General features: G+C 52.6%; 21 protein-coding genes and 1 pseudogene. 9 read left to right on the top strand and 13 right to left on the bottom strand.

The window, feature by feature from the left end; genetic code table 11:
* Positions 1-21: 21 nt before the first annotated feature.
* On the bottom strand, positions 22-654 hold the full coding sequence (yihA, locus tag SK32_RS23325) for a ribosome biogenesis GTP-binding protein YihA/YsxC (RefSeq protein ID WP_003840416.1): 633 nt from the start codon (positions 652-654) through the stop codon (positions 22-24).
* Positions 655-863: 209 nt separating this feature from the next.
* Here yihA and SK32_RS26555 point away from each other — a divergent pair.
* From SK32_RS26555 to hemN, 3 genes and pseudogenes are all read left to right on the top strand, one after another.
* A pseudogene (locus SK32_RS26555) lies at positions 864-1,049 on the top strand (hypothetical protein).
* Between the two features lie 168 nt (positions 1,050-1,217).
* Positions 1,218-1,727: a Der GTPase-activating protein YihI gene (gene yihI / locus SK32_RS23320; RefSeq protein WP_239505706.1), complete on the top strand. Its 510-nt coding sequence runs from the start codon at positions 1,218-1,220 to the stop codon at positions 1,725-1,727.
* Between the two features lie 188 nt (positions 1,728-1,915).
* On the top strand, positions 1,916-3,289 hold the full coding sequence (gene hemN / locus SK32_RS23315) for an oxygen-independent coproporphyrinogen III oxidase (protein ID WP_048214043.1): 1,374 nt from the start codon (positions 1,916-1,918) through the stop codon (positions 3,287-3,289).
* Positions 3,290-3,328: 39 nt separating this feature from the next.
* On the opposite strand, the gene SK32_RS26160 is transcribed toward hemN, so the two are convergent.
* From SK32_RS26160 to glnA, 4 genes are all read right to left on the bottom strand, one after another.
* Positions 3,329-3,439, bottom strand: coding sequence for a YshB family small membrane protein (locus tag SK32_RS26160; protein ID WP_086523820.1), 111 nt, complete (start codon positions 3,437-3,439; stop codon positions 3,329-3,331).
* 112 nt (positions 3,440-3,551) lie between these two features.
* Positions 3,552-4,961, bottom strand: a complete 1,410-nt coding sequence (glnG, locus tag SK32_RS23305; protein WP_048214050.1) for a nitrogen regulation protein NR(I) — start codon at positions 4,959-4,961, stop codon at positions 3,552-3,554.
* Between the two features lie 10 nt (positions 4,962-4,971).
* Positions 4,972-6,021 carry a nitrogen regulation protein NR(II) gene (gene glnL / locus SK32_RS23300; protein ID WP_003028636.1) on the bottom strand — a complete coding sequence of 350 codons (1,050 nt, stop codon included), beginning with the start codon at positions 6,019-6,021 and terminating at the stop codon, positions 4,972-4,974.
* 299 nt (positions 6,022-6,320) lie between these two features.
* Positions 6,321-7,730 carry a glutamate--ammonia ligase gene (glnA, locus tag SK32_RS23295; protein ID WP_003028638.1) on the bottom strand — a complete coding sequence of 470 codons (1,410 nt, stop codon included), beginning with the start codon at positions 7,728-7,730 and terminating at the stop codon, positions 6,321-6,323.
* A 379-nt stretch (positions 7,731-8,109) separates the two neighbouring features.
* Between glnA and typA the strand changes: the two genes are divergently transcribed.
* A complete protein-coding gene (typA, locus tag SK32_RS23290) occupies positions 8,110-9,933 on the top strand; it encodes a ribosome-dependent GTPase TypA (protein ID WP_003028641.1) in 1,824 nt (607 codons plus the stop codon).
* Positions 9,934-10,003: 70 nt separating this feature from the next.
* On the opposite strand, the gene ompL is transcribed toward typA, so the two are convergent.
* The 8 genes from ompL to yihU form a co-directional block, all read right to left on the bottom strand.
* Positions 10,004-10,696: a porin OmpL gene (ompL, locus tag SK32_RS23285; protein WP_048214041.1), complete on the bottom strand. Its 693-nt coding sequence runs from the start codon at positions 10,694-10,696 to the stop codon at positions 10,004-10,006.
* 66 nt (positions 10,697-10,762) lie between these two features.
* Complete coding sequence (locus SK32_RS23280) at positions 10,763-12,184, bottom strand: MFS transporter (RefSeq protein ID WP_048214040.1); 1,422 nt, start codon at positions 12,182-12,184, stop codon at positions 10,763-10,765.
* 46 nt (positions 12,185-12,230) lie between these two features.
* Positions 12,231-13,613 carry an MFS transporter gene (locus SK32_RS23275; protein ID WP_003028647.1) on the bottom strand — a complete coding sequence of 461 codons (1,383 nt, stop codon included), beginning with the start codon at positions 13,611-13,613 and terminating at the stop codon, positions 12,231-12,233.
* A 45-nt stretch (positions 13,614-13,658) separates the two neighbouring features.
* Entirely contained in the window at positions 13,659-15,695 is a 2,037-nt protein-coding gene (locus tag SK32_RS23270) for an alpha-glucosidase (protein ID WP_048214039.1), read from the bottom strand.
* Positions 15,696-15,743: 48 nt separating this feature from the next.
* Positions 15,744-16,586 carry an aldose-1-epimerase gene (locus tag SK32_RS23265; protein ID WP_048214038.1) on the bottom strand — a complete coding sequence of 281 codons (843 nt, stop codon included), beginning with the start codon at positions 16,584-16,586 and terminating at the stop codon, positions 15,744-15,746.
* A gap of 18 nt (positions 16,587-16,604) precedes the next feature.
* Complete coding sequence (gene yihS, locus SK32_RS23260; protein WP_048214037.1) at positions 16,605-17,846, bottom strand: sulfoquinovose isomerase; 1,242 nt, start codon at positions 17,844-17,846, stop codon at positions 16,605-16,607.
* Between the two features lie 14 nt (positions 17,847-17,860).
* Positions 17,861-18,736 (bottom strand): sulfofructosephosphate aldolase, encoded by an 876-nt coding sequence (gene yihT / locus SK32_RS23255; RefSeq protein ID WP_048214036.1) that lies wholly within the window; start codon positions 18,734-18,736, stop codon positions 17,861-17,863.
* Between the two features lie 10 nt (positions 18,737-18,746).
* Positions 18,747-19,643, bottom strand: coding sequence for a sulfolactaldehyde 3-reductase (gene yihU, locus SK32_RS23250; RefSeq protein WP_048214035.1), 897 nt, complete (start codon positions 19,641-19,643; stop codon positions 18,747-18,749).
* A 166-nt stretch (positions 19,644-19,809) separates the two neighbouring features.
* Here yihU and SK32_RS23245 point away from each other — a divergent pair, with 166 nt between their 5' ends.
* The 5 genes from SK32_RS23245 to dtd all read left to right on the top strand — a co-directional run bounded on the left by SK32_RS23245 (position 19,810) and on the right by dtd (position 23,548).
* On the top strand, positions 19,810-20,706 hold the full coding sequence (locus SK32_RS23245; protein ID WP_048214034.1) for a sugar kinase: 897 nt from the start codon (positions 19,810-19,812) through the stop codon (positions 20,704-20,706).
* Positions 20,707-20,739: 33 nt separating this feature from the next.
* Positions 20,740-21,543, top strand: a complete 804-nt coding sequence (locus tag SK32_RS23240) for a DeoR/GlpR family DNA-binding transcription regulator (protein ID WP_003847907.1) — start codon at positions 20,740-20,742, stop codon at positions 21,541-21,543.
* Between the two features lie 105 nt (positions 21,544-21,648).
* Positions 21,649-22,248, top strand: coding sequence for a glucose-1-phosphatase (gene yihX / locus SK32_RS23235; RefSeq protein ID WP_048214033.1), 600 nt, complete (start codon positions 21,649-21,651; stop codon positions 22,246-22,248).
* Positions 22,242-23,114, top strand: coding sequence for a virulence factor BrkB family protein (locus SK32_RS23230; protein WP_048214032.1), 873 nt, complete (start codon positions 22,242-22,244; stop codon positions 23,112-23,114). Before yihX ends, SK32_RS23230 begins: the two co-directional genes overlap by 7 nt.
* On the top strand, positions 23,111-23,548 hold the full coding sequence (gene dtd, locus SK32_RS23225) for a D-aminoacyl-tRNA deacylase (protein ID WP_003028671.1): 438 nt from the start codon (positions 23,111-23,113) through the stop codon (positions 23,546-23,548). The genes SK32_RS23230 and dtd overlap by 4 nt, the downstream gene beginning before the upstream one ends.
* Positions 23,549-23,550: the final 2 nt, after the last annotated feature.

Genomic DNA, 23,550 nt, shown 5'->3' with positions numbered 1-23,550 from the left:
GCCATCCGGCAATACGGTGGGTTATTCCCCGTCCTGCATCTCTTCAATCGGCGCCAGCTCACTAAACCAGCTATCCAGCTTCTGCCGCAGTTTGTCCACACCCAGCTTTTTCAGTGATGAAAATGCTTCTACCTGCACATCACCGTTAAATGCCAGTACGGCTTCACGTACCATATTCAGCTGCGCTTTGCGCGCGCCGCTGGCCAGCTTGTCTGCTTTAGTCAGCAGCACCAGAACCTGAACGTTGCTCTCCACAGCCCACAGGATCATCTGCTGGTCGAGATCTTTTAGCGGGTGGCGAATATCCATCAATACCACCAGACCTTGCAGGCTCTGGCGTTTTTCCAGGTATTCGGCCAGTGCGCGCTGCCATTTACGTTTCATCTCTTCCGGGACTTCGGCATAACCATAACCAGGCAGGTCGACCAGGCGTTTACCGTCCACAACTTCAAACAGGTTGATGAGCTGAGTACGGCCTGGAGTTTTAGAGGTACGCGCCAGACCCTTTTGATTGGTCAGGGTATTTAGCGCACTGGATTTGCCTGCGTTGGAACGGCCAGCAAAAGCCACTTCTATACCGGTATCGGAAGGTAAGTGGCGAATATCAGGCGCACTCATCACAAAGTGCGTCTGTTGATAATTCAAGTTAGTCAAAGCAGTCCTCTCCATCAATCAGGGCTTTGCAGCGATTATACCTGAACCCCAGCAAAAGGCTGGTTTTTCGACGAGTGGGCTGTGTGAGTAAAAACCCCGCGCTTTGTGAGACATTGCCGACAGTTTCTATACGAGATGGCAGAGTAAAAAATGACAGAACTAAAATAAATCATAGAGTTACATTTGGGCGCTATTCTTAAAATCAGAAATTGTTACCCAGGTTACTTGTACGTTTAAACCAAAACGGTAAAGTAGCGTCCATAGCGAGGAAGCTGACAGGATAGACGACTCAGGATGAGGGTCAGGAGCGCCAGGAGGCGAAGACACAGGATTGTCAGGAAGACAAACGTCCGGAGACGTTAGTAAAAGGAAATGGAAACAACACGGAATGTTAGAGGCTAAGGGAAAAACAGGGTGTGTTGATAGCCAACAGGGATTGTAGAGCCCGTAAGGGTTGAGAGTCAGGAAAAAAGGCGACAGATTACTCTGTCGCCTTTTTTCTTTATTTCTGCTAGATTCCGGCGCAATTATATACTGAATAAAACAGCCAAAGACGAATCATGATGAAACCAACTTCTACACCACGCGGTAAAGGTCCTGCAAAAGCGCGTCGTAAAACACGCGAAGAAATTAACCAGGAAGCTCGCGACCGTAAGCGCCAGAAAAAACACCGTGGTCATGCGGCGGGTAGCCGTGCGTCCGGTAGCGAAGGCGGTTCTGGTGGCGGAAACCAAAACAAGCAAAAAGATCCTCGTATTGGCAGCAAAAACCCCATTCCATTGGGCGTGACCGAAAAAGTCACCAAACAGCACAAACCGAAGAGTGAGAAACCTATGCTTTCACCACAGGCTGAGTTGGATTTACTGGAAACGGATGAGCGCCTGGATGCGCTGCTGGAGCGTCTTGAAGCAGGAGAAACCCTGAGCGCGGAAGATCAGGCCTGGGTTGATGCCAAGCTGGACCGCATCGATGAGCTGATGCAAAAGCTGGGTCTTTCTTACGATGACGAGGAAGAAGAGGAAGAGGAAGAAAAGCAGGAAGACATGATGCGCCTGCTGAAAGGCGGCAACTAACGGTTTTACACCGTGGGTCTTCCCGTCCTGCTTATAACCCTTCCGGTTATATGTTATCTGGTGTGGTTATTCGTTAAACTACAGCGGTTGTCGCGGCGACAGAAGTGGCTGCGCAACCGGCTCATCACCCGCGCTGGGGTTAAGCCGGTACGCCGTACCCGCCAGAGACGCCATCGGAAGGAGTGAGCATGTCAGAGCAGCTAATAGACTGGGACCTGGCCCTGATCCAGAAATATAACTATTCCGGGCCACGATATACCTCGTACCCGACCGCGCTGGAGTTTTCTGAAGACTACGGCACAGAAGCATTTCTAAAGGCCGTGGCGCGTTATCCTGAGCGTCCGCTCTCGCTATACGTTCACATCCCGTTCTGCCACAAACTGTGCTACTTCTGTGGCTGCAACAAGATTGTGACTCGCCAGCAGCATAAAGCCGATCAATACCTCGATGCCCTGGAACAAGAAATCATTCACCGCGCTCCGCTGTTCGTCGGACGCCATGTCAGCCAACTGCATTGGGGCGGCGGTACGCCAACTTACTTAAATAAAGCGCAAATCAGCCGTTTGATGTCGCTGCTGCGTGGTAACTTCAACTTTAACGATGACGCCGAAATCTCGATCGAAGTGGATCCGCGTGAAATTGAGCTGGATGTGCTCGATCATTTACGCGCTGAAGGTTTTAACCGCCTGAGCATGGGGGTGCAGGACTTCAATAAAGAAGTTCAGCGCCTGGTGAACCGTGAGCAGGATGAGGAGTTTATCTTTGCGCTGCTGAATCATGCGCGTGAGATTGGCTTTACCTCAACGAATATCGATCTGATTTATGGTTTGCCAAAACAGACGCCGGAAAGTTTCGCCTTCACCCTGAAACGCGTTGCTGAGCTGAATCCAGACCGACTGAGCGTCTTCAACTACGCGCACCTGCCGACGCTGTTTGCCGCTCAGCGCAAGATTAAAGACGCTGACCTGCCCAGCGCGCAGCAGAAGCTGGATATCCTGCAGGAAACTATTTCTTCACTGACCGAAACCGGTTATCAGTTCATTGGTATGGATCACTTTGCTCGGCCGGATGATGAGCTGGCGATTGCTCAACGCAAGGGTGTGCTGCATCGTAATTTCCAGGGTTATACCACCCAGGGTGATACCGATCTGCTGGGAATGGGCGTGTCAGCCATTAGTATGATTGGTGACAACTACGCGCAGAACCAGAAAGAGCTGAAGCGCTATTATCAGCAGGTTGACGAGCAGGGGAACGCACTGTGGCGCGGAATTGCCCTGACCCGCGATGACTGCATTCGTCGTGATGTTATTAAGCTCCTGATCTGTAACTTCCGCCTCGACTATGCCGCCGTGGAACAGCAATGGGATCTGAACTTCGCTGACTATTTTGCCGAAGACCTGAAACTGCTGGCACCACTGGCGAAAGATGGGCTGGTGGATGTGGATGAGAAGGGGATTCAGGTTACGCCGAAGGGGCGCCTGTTGATCCGTAATATTTGTATGTGCTTTGATGCCTATCTGCGGCAGAAAGCACGCATGCAGCAGTTCTCACGGGTGATTTAACGTTTTGCCCGGTAGCGCCAGCGCCACCGGGCAAACTGCTTAGCTGAACAGCCCAACCAGCGCCGCACACAGCACTGCGGCAACCGCAGTTTGTGGCGTGTGGCTGTCGACTGAGCCGCTCGATAGCAGATTAATGATTGATTCCAGCATGATGACTTCCCCCCGTTTGCCGGGCACGATCATACTTAACTCATCGGAACAGTAAAGCGCAAAATAGCAGCAGTTTGCGTTCAATGATCAATCTTTACACAGTGACGAATCGTCACTCCATTCCGAGTTCTTTTAACTTACGCGTCAAGGTATTACGGCCCCAGCCAAGCAGGCGTGCGGCTTCCTGTTTGTGCCCTTGGGTATGACGTAGCGCGGTGGTCAACAGCGTGCGCTCCATCTCCGGTTGAGCCTCTGACAGCAAGTTTTGATGACCGGAACGCAAGGCCCGGTCTGCCCACTGTGCCAACAGGGTTGCCCAGCTGTCCGGCTGCATGTGTGAAGGCGCATTGGGCACGCTGGCTTCAAACAGTTCGGCCGGTAAGTCCTGAATCAGCACTTCCTGCCCGGCGGCCATGACGGTTAACCAGCGGCAGGTGTTCTCAAGCTGACGCACGTTACCCGGCCAGGCCAGACGGGTCAGCGCCGCCTCGGTTTCCGGGTGTAATTGTTTGGCTTCAACGCCCAGTTCGCGCGCGGCCTCCTGCAGGAAATGACGTGCCAGACGGGGGATATCTTCCCGACGTTCACGCAGCGGCGGCAGATGCACGCGGATGACGTTCAGACGATGGAATAAGTCTTCGCGGAATTTGCCTTCCTGTACGCGCAGTTCCAGATTCTGGTGCGTGGCGGCGATGATACGTACGTCCACCTTCACGGGCGCATAGCCGCCAACGCGATAAAATTGCCCGTCGGCTAATACGCGCAGTAAACGCGTTTGCACGTCCAGCGGCATATCACCTATTTCATCGAGAAATAGCGTACCGCCGTCAGCCTGTTCAAAGCGCCCCTGGCGAATCGTATTTGCCCCGGTAAACGCCCCTTTTTCATGGCCAAACAGCTCAGACTCGATCAAATCTTTCGGAATAGCCGCCATGTTCAGCGCGATAAAGGGCGCTTTGACGCGCGGGCTATGACGATGCAACGCATGGGCGACCAGCTCTTTACCGGTCCCGGACTCTCCGTTAATCAATACGCTGATTGACGACCGGGATAGTCGGCCAATTATGCGAAAGACATCCTGCATTGCCGGCGCTTCGCCGATGATGTCAGTTGTTGGGCCGTTGATCTGAATATTGCGCGGTTGCTGCTGTTCCTGATAATGGCTGATGGCACGTTCGACCAGCGCCACGGCTTCATCGATATCAAAAGGTTTGGGCAGATAATCAAACGCCCCTTGCTGGTAGGCGCTGACGGCAGCATCCAGATCGGAGTGTGCGGTCATTATGATGACCGGAAGCATCGGATGCCGCTGTTTAATCTGTTTTAACAGCGTCAGACCGTCCATGCCCGGCATGCGAATATCCGACAACAGTACGTCAGGCGTTTTGCTGGCCAGCGCGTCCAGCACCTCTTTACCACTTTCAAATGTGGTACAGCTTAGCCCTGCCCCTGCGAGCGCACGTTCAAGCACCCAACGGATGGAACTATCGTCATCAACGACCCAGACTATTCCTCGTTGCATAAACGTCACCTTATTTCCTGATAGGCAGGTAAACCGAGAACTCGGTATGACCCGGCCAACTGGTAAATTCAATTTTGCCGGAATGTTGATCAATTAAATTGCGGGCGATGGATAATCCAAGCCCGGTACCGCCTTCGCGACCGCTGACCATTGGGTAGAACAGCGTGTCCTGCAAATGCGAGGGAATACCCGGACCGTTGTCCTCAACATCAATCCGTGCCGCCAGGCGATAACGTACGCCGTGCAGCGTGAGCTGAAACGCGGTGCGGGTACGCAGAATGATCTCACCGCCTTCCGCTCCCAGCGCCTGCAAAGCATTGCGCACGATGTTTAACAGAACCTGCTCGATCTGGTCCGGGTCGTGCAGTAATTCGGGCAGACTCGGGTCGTAATCACGAATCAGCGTGACGTTTTCCGGGAGCTCCATTGAGACCAGCGCCACCACGCGCTCCGCCACCTTGTGAATACTTTCCGTGACATGCATGCCAGGCTGTTGTGGTCCCAGCAGACGGTCGACCAGATTACGCAGGCGGTCGGCCTGCTCAATAATGACTTTGGTATATTCGGTCAGCGCCGGGTCCGGAAGCGCTTTGCTGAGTAGCTGCGCTGCGCCGCGTAATCCACCTAAAGGGTTCTTGATTTCGTGCGCCAGACCGCGCACCAGATCGCGGGCGGCAATCTGCTGGGCGTGCTGGAGCTGCTCCTGACTCAGACGGCGCTGGTTATCCATTGGCGCCATCTCCAGCAGGATAAGGCCATCAGGCAGCCTCTGAGCGGTCACTGAGAGGATATGTGAGTGGCTGTCTATCACCAGCGTCACTTCGTTATCCGTAAAGCCCTGGCCTGCTTCCAGGCTCTCTCGCATCAGTCCGATGTTTAAGGAGAAATAACTCAACAGATCGGGAAGCGGTGTCCCAAACAGTTTGCGGGAGCTTTGGGCGAGCAGCTGCTGTGCCGCCGGGTTGGCGTAATGTACCGCCAGCTCATCGTCGACGAGCAAAATGCTGTTGATTAAAGAATTGAGGATCTGCCCAGCATCGGGCAGCGTGCCGGTTGCCATTCAGCAGTCTCCTGAAAAGTATTGCACCAATTTAGTGCATTATAGCTTTTTACATCAAAAAAGCGCGAAAAAGCAGGTTGTTAGTGGAGAAAAAAGCCCATCCTGGGATGGGCTAAAAGTTCCACGGCAACTAAAACCTTCGTCTTTCTCCCGACAGCTGTGTTGGCTGCTTTCGCTCACCCCAGTCACTTACTTATGTAAGCTCCCGGGGATTCACTCAATTGCTGCCTTGCTGTAGCAAGAAATCCATTGGTTATTACATTCTCTGCACGTTTTTATGTGAGAGTGTAAAAGTTAAATTAAACGCTGTAGTACAGCTCAAACTCTACCGGGTGCGGAGTCATACGCACACGGTCATCTTCTTCGCGACGCAGCGTAATGTACGCATCGATCGCTTCATTGGTGAACACGCCGCCTGCAGTCAGGAACTCACGGTCCAGATCCAGTTCTTTCAGTGCTTCTTCCAGAGAACCAGCAACCTGTGGGATCTCTTTCGCTTCTTCCGGCGGCAGGTCGTACAGGTTTTTGTCCATGGCTTCGCCCGGGTGGATCTTGTTCTTGATACCGTCAAGACCAGCCATCAGCAGTGCTGCGAAGCACAGATACGGGTTAGCAGCCGGGTCCGGGAAACGCACTTCAATACGACGCGCTTTCGGAGAAGCAACCACCGGAATACGGATGGAAGCAGAACGGTTACGCGCAGAGTAAGCCAGCATTACCGGCGCTTCGTAGCCTGGGACCAGACGCTTATAGGAGTTGGTGGTCGGGTTAGCCAGGGCGTTGATCGCTTTAGCGTGTTTGATTACGCCGCCGATGTAGAACAGCGCCTGCTCAGACAGACCCGCATATTTGTCGCCAGAGAACAGGTTTACGCCGTTCTTGGACAGGGACATGTGGCAGTGCATACCGGAACCGTTATCACCGAACATCGGTTTTGGCATAAAGGTCGCGGTTTTACCGAAACGGTGTGCAACGTTGTGCACAACGTATTTGTAGATCTGAATTTCGTCCGCTTTTTTGGTCATGGTGTTAAAGCGGGTCGCGATTTCGTTCTGGCCAGCGGTCGCCACTTCGTGGTGATGCGCTTCAACAACCAGACCCATTTCTTCCATGATCAGACACATGGTAGAACGGATGTCCTGAGAAGAATCTACCGGAGGAACCGGGAAGTAACCGCCTTTCACACCAGGACGGTGACCTTTGTTACCACCTTCGTATTTGGTGGAGGAGTTCCATGCGCCTTCGATGTCATCGATAGCCACGTGGGAACCGGAAATAGACGCGCCGAAACGGATGTCGTCAAACAGGAAGAATTCTGGCTCTGGCCCGAACAGAACGGTGTCTGCGATGCCGGTAGAACGCAGATACTCTTCAGCGCGTTTTGCGATGGAGCGCGGGTCGCGGTCATAGCCCTGTAGCGTACCGGGTTCCAGGATATCGCAACGGATGATCAGGGTAGACTCTTCATAGAACGGGTCGATGAGTGCAGTCGACGCATCTGGCATCAGAACCATGTCTGATTCGTTAATGCCTTTCCAGCCACCGATTGAGGAGCCGTCAAACATTTTGCCTTCTTCAAAGAATTCGGCATTTACCTGATGAGCAGGAATAGTGACGTGCTGTTCTTTACCTTTGGTATCAGTGAAGCGTAAATCAACAAACTTCACTTCGTGTTCGTTCAGCATCGTCAAAACGTGTTCAGCGGACATACTTACTCTCCCGGATTGGTCATGGTCGTCGTGGTAACGAAGTCTTCAATTCTGCAAAAATTGGCCGTGTCGCCGTAAAAAATATAAAGCGAAATCTGTGCCAACTTTTAAATTGCCCCTAAAAGGCGTTATCATGCGCACTATCGTGCAAAGGGGCTGCACCATGAAGGTTGTATTGCACCATTACAGTGCTTTAATGTGAACATTAAGCACCATATTGGTGCAAAGCATGTCAGATTACCCCTTTTAACGCTCCGTGAATGTGATCACAAAGAAACTCTGCAATACTTGTTTGCGGAGGATGTTTGTGATCCTGTTTTGTACTGCGATTAATCCGTGTACAATAACGCGCTATTTCTAAAATGCCTGAGGCAAAGTTGTGATCGAAAATTTGCGTAACATCGCCATCATCGCGCACGTAGACCATGGTAAAACGACCCTGGTAGACAAGCTGCTCCAACAATCCGGTACGTTCGATGCACGTGCTGAAACCCAAGAGCGCGTGATGGACTCCAACGATTTGGAGAAAGAGCGTGGGATTACCATCCTCGCTAAAAACACCGCTATCAAATGGAATGACTACCGTATCAACATCGTTGATACCCCGGGGCACGCCGACTTCGGTGGTGAAGTTGAACGTGTAATGTCCATGGTCGACTCCGTGCTGCTGGTGGTGGATGCAATGGATGGTCCGATGCCGCAGACGCGCTTCGTGACCAAAAAAGCCTTTGCCCATGGCCTGAAGCCAATTGTTGTTATCAACAAAGTTGACCGTCCTGGCGCGCGTCCTGACTGGGTTGTTGATCAGGTATTCGACCTGTTCGTTAACCTCGACGCTACCGACGAACAGCTGGACTTCCCGATCGTTTACGCTTCCGCGCTGAACGGTATCGCAGGTCTGGATCACGAAGATATGGCTGAAGACATGACTCCGCTGTATCAGACTATTGTTGATCGTGTACCGGCTCCGAACGTAGACCTTGATGGCCCGCTGCAGATGCAAATCTCTCAGCTGGACTACAACAACTACGTTGGCGTAATCGGCATCGGCCGCATTAAACGCGGTAAAGTTAAACCGAACCAGCAGATCACTATCATTGATAGCGAAGGCAAAACCCGTAACGGTAAAGTCGGTAAAGTTCTGACTCATCTGGGTCTGGAACGTATCGAGAGCGATATTGCTGAAGCCGGCGATATCATCGCGATCACCGGTCTGGGTGAACTGAACATCTCCGACACCATCTGCGATCCGCAGAACGTCGAAGCGCTGCCGGCTCTGTCCGTTGATGAACCGACCGTAACCATGTTCTTCTGCGTAAACACCTCTCCGTTCTGTGGTAAAGAAGGTAAATATGTTACCTCTCGTCAGATCCTTGACCGCCTGAACAAAGAGCTGGTGCACAACGTTGCGCTGCGCGTTGAAGAAACCGAAGATGCGGATGCGTTCCGTGTATCCGGTCGTGGTGAGCTGCACCTGTCTGTTCTGATTGAAAACATGCGTCGTGAAGGTTTCGAAATGGCGGTTTCCCGTCCGAAAGTTATCTTCCGCGAAATCGATGGCCGTAAACAAGAGCCGTTCGAAAACGTAACGCTGGACGTCGAAGAGCAGCATCAGGGTTCTGTCATGCAGGCTCTGGGTGAGCGTAAAGGCGACCTGAAAAACATGAATCCAGATGGCAAAGGCCGCGTACGTCTTGACTACGTGATCCCAAGCCGTGGTCTGATCGGCTTCCGTTCAGAATTCATGACCATGACTTCCGGTACCGGTCTGCTGTACTCCACCTTCAGCCACTACGACGATGTTCGTGCGGGTGATGTGGGTCAGCGTCAGAACGGCGTACTGATCTCCAACGGCCAGGGTAAAGCAGTTGCGTTCGCACTGTTCAGCCTGCAGGACCGCGGTAAGCTGTTCCTGGGTCACGGTGCTGAAGTTTACGAAGGCCAGATCATCGGTATTCACAGCCGCTCTAACGACCTGACTGTAAACTGCCTGACCGGTAAGAAACTGACCAACATGCGTGCGTCCGGTACTGACGAAGCGACGGTTCTGGTTCCGCCGGTTAAGATGACTCTGGAGCAGGCTCTGGAATTCATCGATGACGACGAACTGGTAGAAGTTACTCCAACCTCTATCCGTATTCGTAAGCGTCACCTGACTGAAAACGATCGTCGCCGTGCAATGCGTGGCGCGAAAGAAGAGTAATTAACGCTCTTTCTCAGGTAAGTATAAAAAAGCCGCTGATTATCAGCGGCTTTTTTTATCATCAGCAGCATCAGAAGAAATACTTTGCCCCAACACGAATCTGGTTTTGTTCGCGATGATAGGGTTCAACATTGCGATCTAACCAGCGTAATTCCAGGTAGGGCAACCAGTGTTCATTGATCCGATACTTAAAGGTATTGGTAATTTCCCAGTGATGATCTTTTCCGTTGCTGCTATTGAAGTCATTGACTCGCATAAAATAGTGCGGTTCAAAGGTATAGGAAAATTTATCGGTAATGGCAAAGTTCCAGTAGTTACCTATTTCATAGGTATCATTATTATCCAGGTCACCGTTCAGGTCGGTTGAACTGTAGTTATTATGGTTATATCGATTACGCACGGTAAGATTAAACCATGGTGTAAATTTATAGTTAACATCCAGATAAACAGCACCGCCAGAACCAATACTCTTATCGTTTATTAGCCCGCCAGGTTGGATTGTTAATTTATCTGTCGGTTTAAATAACGGATACCAGCCCTCTATTTCGTTATAGCCGTGTTTTAGCTCATCCTTGCGTTGCATCGTGTAGGTGTTGGTGAGCATGATACCTGCGCCCATATCAGAGTTATAGCCGACGCGCATCATGACCTCTATTTGATCGGACGCCAGGTTATATGCTTCGCGGTTTTCTACATAGGCTCCAGCGAAAGCAGAGGTTGATACCACAGAGGATAAGAGAATTATTGTCGTTAATTTTTTCATGATAAATCCATTTTTTAAGCGTAGGGAGGCCGCCATCCATTGGGATGGAATAGGCGGCTATTATTTTTATACGTTTACAGCAGAGGTATTCTTTTTATTGGTAATAGGGTCCGGTTGGATGTTGTTTTTCTTCCGTTGGCTGATTTCCTCAATAATAAAAGCAAAACGTGTTTCGTTGAGCTTATAAAAGAAGCCCATCGTGAGTGCGGCAATAATCGCCAACCCGCAAGGCCAGAGAAAAATAAGATGACGCAAACCAAGCAGGGTTGCATCACTCTGGGCGATATTGGGGATATAACCGATTTGCGTCAGCATAATACCCGGCAGGAATCCTGCGAGCGCCGCGGAAATTTTGCGAGAAAAGGTATAACCCGTATATACCGAGCCTTCCGCACGGATCCCCGTCTTCCATTCGCCATAATCGACCGTATCCGGAACCAGCGCCCAGTTCAGGCTGTTAACAAAAGCGGTTCCGAAGAAGGCCATGCAAGAAAACATCACGAATAAAAATGACGTGCTGCCCCAGAAAAAGTTCAGCACATCGCCGATTGCCCATAGCGCCAGACCGCCAAGGTAAACCTGCTTTTTACCAAAACGTTTTACGGCTGCGGGCACCAGCAGTACCCCAAGCAGAATGCACCCCATGCTGAAGAAACCCATCCACGACAGCAGATGTATATCGTTGAGCACGTACTGGGTGTAATACACCTGAATTGCCAGCTTAATGTTGAATGCCGCCAGCGTGCACAGGTTGGCGACACACAGCACAAGCAGCGGAGGGTTACGGAAAATGGCGCAAAACGACTTGAGAATACTGGGCTTATGATGGTCCGGCACGATTTCGATATAGCGTTCCTTCACACCGCTAAAGCACCACCACATACTGAACAATCCGCAGACGGAGAAGATCAGTGCGGCAATCAGATACCCCAGCGAAGGCGAACTGACAAATAGCGCCTGAATCGGCATAAAGCCAACGGTACACAGTAACAGGCCTACGGTAGCGCCGCCCTGACGCCAGGCGGCGAGCTGAGCGCGTTCATGTGGATTTTTAGTAATTGCAGGCACCATCGCGCCGTAGGAGCAATTCATCAGGCTATAGAACAGACCGAACAGCATAAACAACACTGTCGCCAGCCCGGTTTTCACCGTCAGCGTAAAGCCTGTCGCTAAAAACTGCGCGCTGGCGACGACGGCGACAGGAAATGACGCATACAAAATAAAGGGTCTGAATTTCCCCTTTGCGCCAATATTACGCCTTGAGTCCAGCAACACGCCGGTCAGAATATCGGTGAAGGCGGTGAAGAACTTCGCTACTAAAAAGATAATCCCACCGTACCAGGCCGGCATCCCTAGTTCATCGGTATAAAATTTAAGCAGATACAGCGTGCCGATACACAGCATCAAATTTGAGCCGAAGTCACCCACTCCGTAGGCGAATTTTTCACGCAGGCTCAGTTTTAGCGTTAGCGGATCATGAAAAGACATAATCGCTCCTCAATAGCGCCCCGTAGAGCGCTATTCATTATTATTATCAAACGGTTTGTTTACGCGCTTCTATCTCTTCAACGATACGGACATACATCTTCTCGTTAAGGTTGTAGAAACAGCCCATAGCTACAATGGTGATCACCGCCAACGCGCAGGGATAAATAAAGATCAGCTGACGCAATCCTTCGACCGTACTGGCAGATTGCACCACGTTGGGGACATAGCCGATTTGCGTTAGCATCCAGCCGGGGAAGAATCCCGCCAGCGCTTGTGACACTTTACGAAAGAAAGTGAAGCCGGTGTATACCGTTCCTTCCGAACGAACGCCGGTACGCCATTCGCCATATTCCACCGTGTCGGAGACCAGCGCCCAGTTCAGGCTGTTGACGAATGCTGAGCCGAAGAATGCCAGACAGGAGAAGGCGACAAAGCTGACTGAGCCGCCGCCAAAGAAGTAGTTAAGCAGATCACCCGCGACCCAGATCAGCAAACCGCCGATGTAGACCTTTTTCTTGCCGAAACGTCTGACCATTCCCGGCATCAAGAAGACACCGATGAAGATACAGCCCATGCTGAAAAAGCCCATCCACGAAAGGAGGATCGGGTCGTTCAGTACGTACTGGGTGTAATAGACCTGAATCGCCAGCTTGACGTTAAACGCGCCAAGTGTGCAAAGGTTGGCAACGCACAGAATAAACAGCGGGCGGTTACCTGCGATGGCGCGGAAGGATTGCAGCAATCCCGGTTTTTGCGCGGCATCAACGGGTTTCACTTCCACATAGCGTTCTTTTACCCCGGCATAGCACAGCCACATGAACAGCAGGCCGAACAGAGAGAACAAGGTGGCGGCGAAGATATAGCCCAACTGAGAGTTGCCTTCGATCAGGTTCATTACTGGAACAAAGCCGACGGTGCACAGCAGCAAGCCAAGAGTGGCTCCGCCCTGTCGCCAGGCTGCCAGCGAGGCGCGTTCGTCCGGGTTTTTGGTGATCGCGGGGACCATCGCACCGTAAGAGCAGTTCATCATACTGAAGAACAGTCCGTACAGCATAAACAGTACCGTTGCCATCACCGTTTTACCGGTGACTTCAAATGGTGTACCGACAAAGTTCGCAATCGCCAGCAGCGTCACTGGAAATGCGGCATACAGAACGAACGGGCGGAATTTGCCTTTCGGGCCGATTTTGCGGCGCGAGTCGAGCATAATCCCAGTCCCCATATCGGTAAACGCAGTAAAAAACTTGGCGATAAGGAAAATGATACCGCCATAAGTTCCAGGTAAACCAAGAACATCGGTATAAAACTTGAGTAAATAGAGCGTACCTATGTCCAGCAGGATATTAGAACCTAAATCACCCATCCCATAGGCGAGTTTTTCTTTGAACGGCAAGCGTAGGGTTGCCGGATTAGAAGAGGTCTGACTCATTATTATTCTCCATGTGCCCGTGAGTCTCCCCACGGGCGAGCCGTATTAGATGTTGCGTAAAGTGGCAAACAGTGACGCCCATTCACCCTTCGCGCGATAAAACACCGGAGGCTTGCCAATAGGCGCATCCACGGTAATTTCACCGCCCTGGTAAGTTTCCCCGGTCCAGACATTTATCCAGCTATCTTCCGGCAGATACAGGGTCCAGTCGGACTTGCCTTGTTCGTGAACCGGCGCAACCAGCAGATCTTGTCCCAGCAGATACTGATATTTCAGGGTATAGGTCCGCGCATCGTCTTCGTAATGCAGGAACAGCGGGCGCATCACCGGCAGACCGGTAGCGCTGTTTTGCGCGACGGCCTGTTTGAGATACGGTTTCAGGGTGGTAAACACGGTGGTCATTCGTGCAAAGTGGGCGATGGTTTCAGCATCACCATCAAACTGCCAGTTATCGCCTGGGCGGTTACCTTCGTGGGTGCGCATCATCGGCGTGAAGGCGCTGAAGTCACACCAGCGCAGCAGCAGTTCTTTGCTGCGTTTCATGTCAAACAGGGTGGTGTAGCCGCCGATATCGCTGTGGTGCAGACCGTGACCGGTCATCGCCAGCGACAGCGCCGCAGGAACGACGGAAGCCAGACCGTCGTCAAGGCTCCAGTCCACGTTCTGATCGCCCGCCCACATCATGGTGGAGTATTTCTGGCTACCGGTGTAACCCGCACGCATAAAGAACAGGATCTCGCCGAGTTTGCCGGTCTCCTGTAGCGCTTCGTAGTTACATTTCGCCCACAGTGCGGGCCAGGCGTTGTGCATGATCTCGGCGCTGACGCCGTTGTGCAGATACGTATCTGTCGGCAGGTATTCGCCAAAATCTGCCATCCAGCCGCCGCAGCCCAGTTCGATCATGTTTTTCTTGATGACCTCTTTGAACCAGTCGTAGGCTTCCGGGTTGGTCAGATCGACCACGCCGCCGTAAAACTCGCCAAACTCTACGAGGTAATCGCCGCCGGATGCATCTTTCGCCAGATAACCGTGTTTGGCCGCTTCGGCACAGAGATCTTTATCGCTGGCAACATACGGGTTGATGTAGGAGAGGAACTGCACGCCTTCTTCTTTCCACTGCTTAATACGGCTATCCAACTGCGGATAATTGTCGCTGTTCCATTTCCAGTTCCACATCACGCGCTTGCCAAAGGAGGTCATGCGGATCCCGGACCAGTCCTGCGCCCAGATGCCGTTTACTTTCACGCCTGCGTTACGCATGGTGTCCAGTTTGCTCTGGCAAACCTCAGTACCGCCCTGAATACCGAGCGTGACGCCATCGTAGATCCAGTCCGGCAGCTCCGGCTGGCGTCCTAACAGTGCAGTCAATTTTTCCAGCAGAGAGATGTAGGTATCAGCGCACTCAAAGCGCAGGGTGGTTTTGTCCTCCCACAGCGCCAGTTCGTGATACTCCGGCGCGCTGAAGTCGAAATTCATATAGCAACTGTTATCAACGTGGCAGTAGTACTTCTGCGTGCTGACGAAGGTCGGTTGCGGGAAGAAGGTCCAGTAGTAGTCGCCGCCGGCGTTCTCTTTACAGTCGGCTTGCCAGGTGACATAGCTGTTTTTGTTTCGGCCCACGCCCTGTTCGCTGGTCCACAGCGGGAACGGCTTACCGCGTAAGTCGAAATAAGAAAACTGTTCGCCGCAGCCGTAAATATGATCGTCCGCCCTGGCGGCCAGGCGCAGCCAGATGCGGTTATGGTTGAGATCGCCGTTGTGCAGATCCAGCTTCAGGCGACCCTGTTCATCGGTGGAAATATGCAGCGTGGCGTTGATGGTATCACCGCGGCTGAAATGCACCCGCCAGCCGTCAGGCGACTCGCTTACCGTGGCGTCGGTCAGGGCAATTTTCTCATTGAGCTTGTCTTTAATGCTGAAGTTGCCGCGAAACATGTCAATGTCGGCAACGCCAGCGCCGATCCACAGGCAGGGCGTTTCTGTGCTGTGGCGTAAAATCAGGCGCTGGTGGTACGTTAAAGCAAATCCATCAGGTAATGATGTGAGTTCTAAGGCGGTTGACCGTCGTTGTAGCGAATTCATTATTGTCTCCGTAAAAATAGGGTAATTCGGTAATTTGTCGGAAATCTGTTATTCACTGCCGATTAAAAAATGCATCTGATGTTGTTCTCCGGGCGCGAGATGAATCAGGCTAATTCCGGAGTTAAAGGCGTCGGGCGGGCAGGTCATCGGTTCTACCGCCAGGCCGCACCTTGCTAATTTTTCGCCGGTATACACTTGCAGCCAGGGCTGGTGGCTGCGTAAAAAAGTGGACATGTTTTGCGCTGGGCTGGTCATCCTGACTTCCCACTCATCGTCAGGTGGCAGAGTCCTGAACGTATGATCGATAGCGGTCTGCGCAATGCGTTGCGGCGTGGTGAAATATCGTTCATCACATGTTTCTTCACTCACCGGGAGTGTTAATTCACAGTCATCAATGGGTTGCAGATTACAGGTCAAATAGGGATGTGCGCCCGCGCCATACGGCGCGATTTCGTCACCCACATTCTGTGTGCGGATAAAAACGTGCAGTCCACGGGTTGCCTCCAGTCGGTAAATCACCTCTGAAACCAGCGCGAAGGGATAACCATAAGAAGGCGGCAGAAAAATCGTCAGCGACACTTCCGATGCCGACTGCTGGGTAATCTGCCAGTCCCGCCAGGCCAGTAACCCATGAATGGCGGTATGTGAAACTGAGTCGTTAACGGCAAGCTGGTAATCCTTGCCGTTATAGTGATAGCTGCCGTCTACAACGCGGTTTGGCCACGGGATTAACACTTTCCCCAAGTGTGCCAGCGGCATTTCTTCCGGTTTGTGGGGAATAACGATATGACGCCCACGGTGCGTCAATTCTGCTAGCCCAGCGCCAACCGTGACGATTTTCGCCTGGTAGTGTCCGGCCTGAAGATGAATGGTTTTTCCACCGCTATGCATGGCAGCCCACCTTGTTACTTATTTAGCGTTGATATCCAGCAGACCGGCGGCAACAGCCGGAGCAAGGCCCGGAGCCAGCGGCAGACGTGGGATCACCAGGCAGTGCAGCAGGTGATAAATGTCCTGCTTGCCGTCCCAGACTTTGGTGGTCACCTTGTTATTGGTGTCCAGCTCCTGCCACCATGAACCGGTCTCGTAATCCATCAGGTAGGTGATGCAGTAATCCCACCATTTCTGGTACCAGGCTTCGTACTGGCTGTCGCCTGTGAGGGTGTACAGGGCGTAGGCGGTGCCCATCGCTTCGACTATCGGCCAGCGCACTCTTTCGCGAACGATCGGTGTGCCGTCCCAATCCACCGAATAGACAAAACCGTCTGCGCCGTCCGGTGCCCAGGCGTCGCGGATAGTGGCGTGGAAAAGTCCTTTTGCATCTTCCAGCAGCCAGGCAGGCGGCGTTTCGAAGCGAGCTTCCAGCGCGGCATGTAGATGCAGCATCAGGCGGCCCCACTCGATCCAGTGACCCGGCGTGCCACCGTAGGCGCGGAAACGGTGAGCTGGGTTGTCCTTGTTGTAATCGCGGATTGGATTCCACTGTGAATCGAAGTGTTCATTGACGCGGTACTCCCCGCTACGGGCCACGTCGTGAATAATCACTGAAGCGATACGCAGTGCGCGATCGAGCCATTTACGGTCATGAGTCACGTCATACACGATCAGGAAAGCTTCGACCGCGTGCATGTTAGCGTTGCCGCCGCGATAATCTTCTGTCTGGCTGAAGGCTTCGTCCCAGGACTCCAGGCACATTTGTTCGTCTTCGCTCCAGAAGTACTTCTCAATCACCTCGATGGCGTCATCCAGCAATTTTCTGGCCTGTGGATGACCGGTAGTGACCGCGCTTGCCGCGCCAAGTAAGACGAAGAAATGCTGATAACCCTGCTTGGAGGCATCCATCACTCCTTCGTCATTAACGCAGGCGTACCAACCGCCGTAGCGTGTGTCACGTAGCGCGCCGTTCAGCGCCTTAATGCCGTGGTCGACGAGTTGATATGCACCTGGGCGACCCATGGAGGCGGCAACGGAATAGACGTGCAGCATGCGGGCGGTGATCCACAGATGTGTTCCCATATCCGTTCTGACCTGACCACTGTTTCCCAGCCAGCCAAATCCAGTAGGGACAGCAGCATTTTTACCAAAGTTAAAGATGCGATCGGTTTCCTGTTCCAGCCAGCGGTTGTGGCTTAAGGTGTTAAACCATTTCATGCTTTGATCCTCTATTAGCGGCGGGCCATCATTTCGTCGACGATATCGCCCAGACGCTGCAACTTCGGTGCGGAAACATCACGCAGCATCAGTTCGGTATCCGGCAGGCCCACAACGGATGACCAGACCGCACGCCCGGCCAGGAAGCCGGATGCGCCTGCGGTCATTGCTACGCTGACCGCGCGTGGGAACAGTTTTTCATCCACACCAGAGGAGAGAATGACCCACGGCATGTTGATGTTTTCATTCAGGCGCTGAGAGGCGCTAAGCAATTCCTGTTGGGTTCCTTTGCCGTACAGCGGCATTTCGACCTTGTAGAGATCGGCACCGCTGTCGCCCAGCTCTTTTGCGGCATCGATGATGGCCTGTTCGCGATCGAACTTATCGCCACGACGCGGTGGGCGAACAACCGGCTCGATGATGCTCAGCAGCCCATTGGAATGGCATAGCGCATTAAATTCTTTGACCATATCAAGACGCTGTTGGGCATCTTCATCGCTACGCCACAGCACCAGCAGTTTGAGAGCCTTAGCACCATCTTGCTTCACAGCCTGCGGGTTGATTTTTTTATCAATCACTACGCTATCGACCGGAATTCCGTTACCCGGAATAAACTCATCAGCGGCCACAATCATGGCGCAGCTTTTGGCTACCGCGTTTTGCTCTACTACCTGGCGGTAGCAGAACTGCTGATCGACCAGAATGGCGGAGGCATAGGGGGACAGGATTTTTGCCGCATTGACTTTGAAATCGGTCAGCACGCTGTCATTGACCGGGGATTTTGCACCCGCAGCGGCAAACATTAAGCGCATGGCTTCGCGCTGATCGACCGCCAGCATGGCAAAACCGCCGGAAGCGCGGGTAATATCTTTCAGGGTGTACTTCGTCATTGTTCAGTCCTTACTTATCTGTGTGTTTATTTAGCCCGGCGGATGCGCGAACCTGTTCAAGAATGGCGGTCCAGTCTTCCCGGCCACGACCTGCGGCGCGCGCCTGGTTATAGACTTCGCGGGAGGCGGCGCCGAGTGGCATCGGTACGTGTAATTGGTTGGCAACGTCCAGAGCGATGCCAAGATCCTTATGAGCTAAATCGATCATGAAGGCCGGGGAAAGATCGCCTTTCAGCACTTTGTTCGGCCAGGAGGTAGTGAAGTGGCCTTTCCCGGCGGGAGTGCCGCTCATGACTTGCAAGGCCACATCGAAGGAGAGGCCGAGCGCTTCGCACAACACGGCGGCTTCGGCAGACAGGGCGTTTAACGCGATGCTCATGTAGTTATTGATGAGCTTGACGCGAATGCCCATACCGGGACCGCCTGCGTTGATCAATTCATTGCCCATCGCCATCAGAACGGGTGTGGCGCGTTCTACCTGCTCCGCCGTGCCACCCGCCAGCAATAACAGCGTTCCCGCGATAGCGTGATCGGAGGTACGTCCAACCGGGCAATCCATCATGTCGAAGCCTTTGGCACGCATATCGGCGATCAGTTTGTCGGTTTGCAGTGGGTGAATAGTCGACATATCAATCACTAATGCCTGTGGGGAAAGGCTTTCACAGATACCCTGCTCGCCGAACAGTACGCTGCGCACCAGATCGCCGTTTGGCAGCATGGTGATAACAAATTCTGCCCCTTTTGCTGCCTGAGCCGGGCTGTTGGCAGGTTGGGCTCCTTTTTCCACCAGGCGCTGAACGGCATCCGGGTTAACGTCAAAGACGCTGAGTTGATGACCCTGCTTCAGCAAGTTGCTCGCCATGGGTGAACCCATCTGACCTAATCCGATAAATGCTATAACTGCCATAACGTTCTCCTGAGACGTGGATGTCATTTTTTGTCATTTAAGGTCGTTTGTTTTTGTCTGTTTTTGATCGTATTTGTAATTTATGGTCAAAAAATTGACAGTCGTCACTTTTTAAACATTTTGTGAAATTAAAATGATCCCATCTTGAAACGCCTAAGGAATGACCATGATTCGTGTTGCTTGTGTGGGTATTACCGTGATGGATCGCATCTATTACGTAGAAGGTTTACCGACTGAAGGAGGTAAATATGTGGCGAAGCGCTATACCGAAGTGGGCGGCGGGCCTGCTGCAACGGCCGCAGTGGCTGCAGCGAAGCTGGGCGCGCAGGTGGACTTTATTGGCCGTGTGGGCGATGACGACACCGGAAACAGCCTGCTGGCGGAGCTGGAATCCCTGGGGGTAAACACCCGCTACACCCGGCGCTATGCGGGGGCAAAGTCTTCACAATCGGCGATTATGGTGGATGCGCAAGGGGAGCGTATTATCGTTAACTACCCCAGCCCGGATTTACTGCATGACGCTGACTGGCTCAATGAAATCGATTTTTCCCAATGGGATGTGGTTCTGGCGGATGTTCGCTGGCACGAAGGCGCCAGGCAGGCGTTCACGCTGGCGCGTCGGGCGGGAGTGATGACGGTACTGGATGGTGATGTCACGCCACAAGATATCAGTGAGCTGGTGGCGTTGAGCGATCATGCGGCGTTCTCTGAACCGGGTCTGGCGCGTTTAACCGGGATAACCGATCCTGTCGTTGGACTAAAAAAATCGCAAACGCTCACAAATGGTCATGTTTATGTGACACGAGGGAGCGAAGGCTGTGACTGGATAAAAAATAATACGTTGCAGCATCAATCTGGATTTAAAGTCGACGTAGTGGATACTACGGGGGCCGGAGACGTTTTCCACGGTGCGCTTGCATTCAGCCTGGCGGGTGGTGATGCCCCGGAAGACGCGGTCAGGTTCGCCAGTGGGGTTGCTGCGCTAAAATGCACGCGTCCGGGAGGAAGGGCTGGAATCCCTGACTGTGATCAAACCCGATCTTTTCTGTCACTTTTTGTATAAAATGCCAGGGCAATGGTTTTTCGAGGAAATTTCATGAGTCTTACCGAACTGACCGGTAACCCGCGGCACGATCAGCTGTTGATGCTGATTAGCGAGCGCGGTTATATGAATATCGACGAGCTGGCCAGCCTGCTGGACGTGTCCACGCAGACCGTGCGTCGTGATATTCGTAAACTCAGCGAGCAGGGATTAATTACGCGTCATCATGGTGGCGCGGGCAGAGCCTCCAGCGTGGTGAATACGGCTTTTGAGCAGCGTGAAGTCTCGTGGACGGAAGAGAAGAAAGCCATTGCGGAGGCGGTGGCTGACTATATTCCTGACGGTTCGACGGTGTTTATTACCATAGGCACCACCGTGGAGCAGGTGGCCCGCGCGCTGTTAAACCATAACCATTTGCGCATCATCACCAACAGCCTGCGCGTGGCGCATATTCTGTATAACAATCCGCGTTTTGAAGTTATGGTACCAGGTGGAACGTTACGCCCGCACAACAGCGGCATTATTGGTCCTTCTGCCTCGGCATTTGTCGCTGATTTTCGGGCCGACTACCTGGTTACCAGCGTTGGCGCGATTGAAAGTGACGGCGCGCTGCTGGAGTTTGATGTTAACGAGGCCAGCGTAGTGAAAACGATGATGTCCCATTCAAGACACATTCTGCTGGCAGCGGATCATACGAAATATACGGCTTCTGCCGCGGTAGAAATTGGTAACGTGTCTCAGGTGACTGCGCTGTTTACTGATGAATACCCAGGTCCGGCATTGCACAATTTACTCCAGTCACAGCAGGTTGAAATTGTGCAGGTGAGTCCTTCACAGGATGATGCTCTGGCTGTGTAATTCTTCCCAATGATGGCCCGATAACTTCGCAGCCATCACTCTCGCATAGTCAAACTTCTCCTTTCCCGCTACAGTTATTCATCCACGGCGAATAAGGAGAAGGGCATGCTCTATATCTTTGATTTGGGTAATGTGATTGTCGATATCGACTTCAACCGCGTGTTGGGCACATGGAGCGATCTAAGTCGTGTACCGTTGGCTTCGCTAAAGCAAAGTTTCACCATGGGGGAGGCTTTTCACCAGCACGAGCGAGGCGAAATAACGGATGAAGCCTTTGCCGAGGCACTATGTCACGAGATGGCGCTGCCGCTAAGTTACGAGCAGTTCTCTCACGGCTGGCAGGCCGTGTTTGTCGCCTTGCGCCCTGAGGTTATCGACATCATGCATAAGCTGCGTGAGCAGGGGCATCGTGTCGTTGTGTTATCAAATACTAACCGCCTGCACACCACGTTTTGGCCGGATGAATATCCCGAGATCCGTCAGGCTGCTGACCATATTTATCTTTCCCAGGACCTGGGCATGCGTAAACCGGAAGCGCGAATTTACCAGCACGTCCTGCAGTCTGAAGGTTTTTCTGCGCAGGATGCGGTCTTTTTTGACGATAACGCCGATAATATTGAAGGGGCTAACCGATTAGGGATCACCAGTATCCAGGTCGTCGATAAAAAGACGATTCCTGACTATTTCGCGACGTTGTTATGCTAAAAAATGTTCGGCAACAGGCCAGGCATCATACGCGTCCTGTACGAGACTGGTTGAAGCTACTATGGCAGCGGATTGATGAGGACAACATGACGACGCTGGCAGGGAATCTTGCCTACGTTTCATTGCTCTCATTAGTGCCGCTTATTGCCGTCGTATTTGCGCTTTTCGCCGCATTTCCGATGTTTTCCGACGTCAGTGTCCAGCTACGTCATTTTATTTTCGCAAACTTTATCCCGGCGACGGGAGACGTCATTCAACGTTATATCGAACAGTTTGTCGCCAATTCGAACAAAATGACGGCAGTCGGGGCATGCGGGCTGATTGTCACAGCATTATTGCTGATGTATGCCATTGATAACGCGCTGAATACTATCTGGCGCAGCAGGCGCACGCGTCCCAAAGTTTACTCTTTCGCCGTCTACTGGATGATTTTAACGCTGGGGCCGCTGCTGGCGGGAGCCAGTCTGGCGATCAGCTCTTATCTGTTGTCATTGCGCTGGGCCAGCGATCTTAACACGGTGATTGATAACGTCCTGCGTATTTTCCCGCTGGTGCTTTCCTGGCTCTCATTCTGGCTCCTCTACAGCATTGTACCGACTACGCGCGTCCCTAATCGTGATGCGGTGATTGGCGCTTTTGTGGCCGCCGTGTTGTTCGAAGCCGGGAAGAAAGGATTTGCGCTCTACATCACGATGTTCCCGTCTTATCAGCTCATTTACGGCGTCCTGGCGGTGATCCCCATTTTATTCGTCTGGGTTTACTGGACGTGGTGTATCGTCTTGCTAGGCGCGGAAATAACTGTCACTCTCGGGGAATACCGCAAACTTAAACAAGCCGCAGAACAAGAAGAAGCAGAGCAACCATGATTGCATTAATTCAGCGCGTAACCCGTGCCAGCGTCACCGTGGAGGGCGAGGTGACGGGTGAAATTGGCCCAGGACTTTTGGTCCTGTTAGGTGTCGAAAGGGATGATGACGAACAGAAAGCGAACCGCCTGTGCGAGCGCGTACTCGGCTATCGAATCTTTAGCGATGCCGAAGGCAAAATGAACCTCAACGTGCAGCAGTCAGGCGGCAGCGTGCTGGTGGTTTCACAGTTTACGCTGGCGGCAGATACCGAACGCGGCATGCGCCCGGGGTTTTCGAAAGGCGCAGCACCCGAGCGGGCAGAAGCGCTGTATGAGTACTTTGTTGAGCGTTGCCGCCAACAGGAAATGAATACGCAAACCGGGCGATTCGCTGCTGATATGCAGGTTTCGCTGGTTAATGATGGCCCCGTGACGTTCTGGTTACAAGTATGAAC

The organism is Citrobacter sp. MGH100, from assembly GCF_001034465.1.
Lineage (GTDB): Bacteria > Pseudomonadota > Gammaproteobacteria > Enterobacterales > Enterobacteriaceae > Citrobacter > Citrobacter youngae.
Note: the sequence above shows the minus strand (reverse complement) of the source record. Positions and strands in the feature narration are given on the sequence as shown.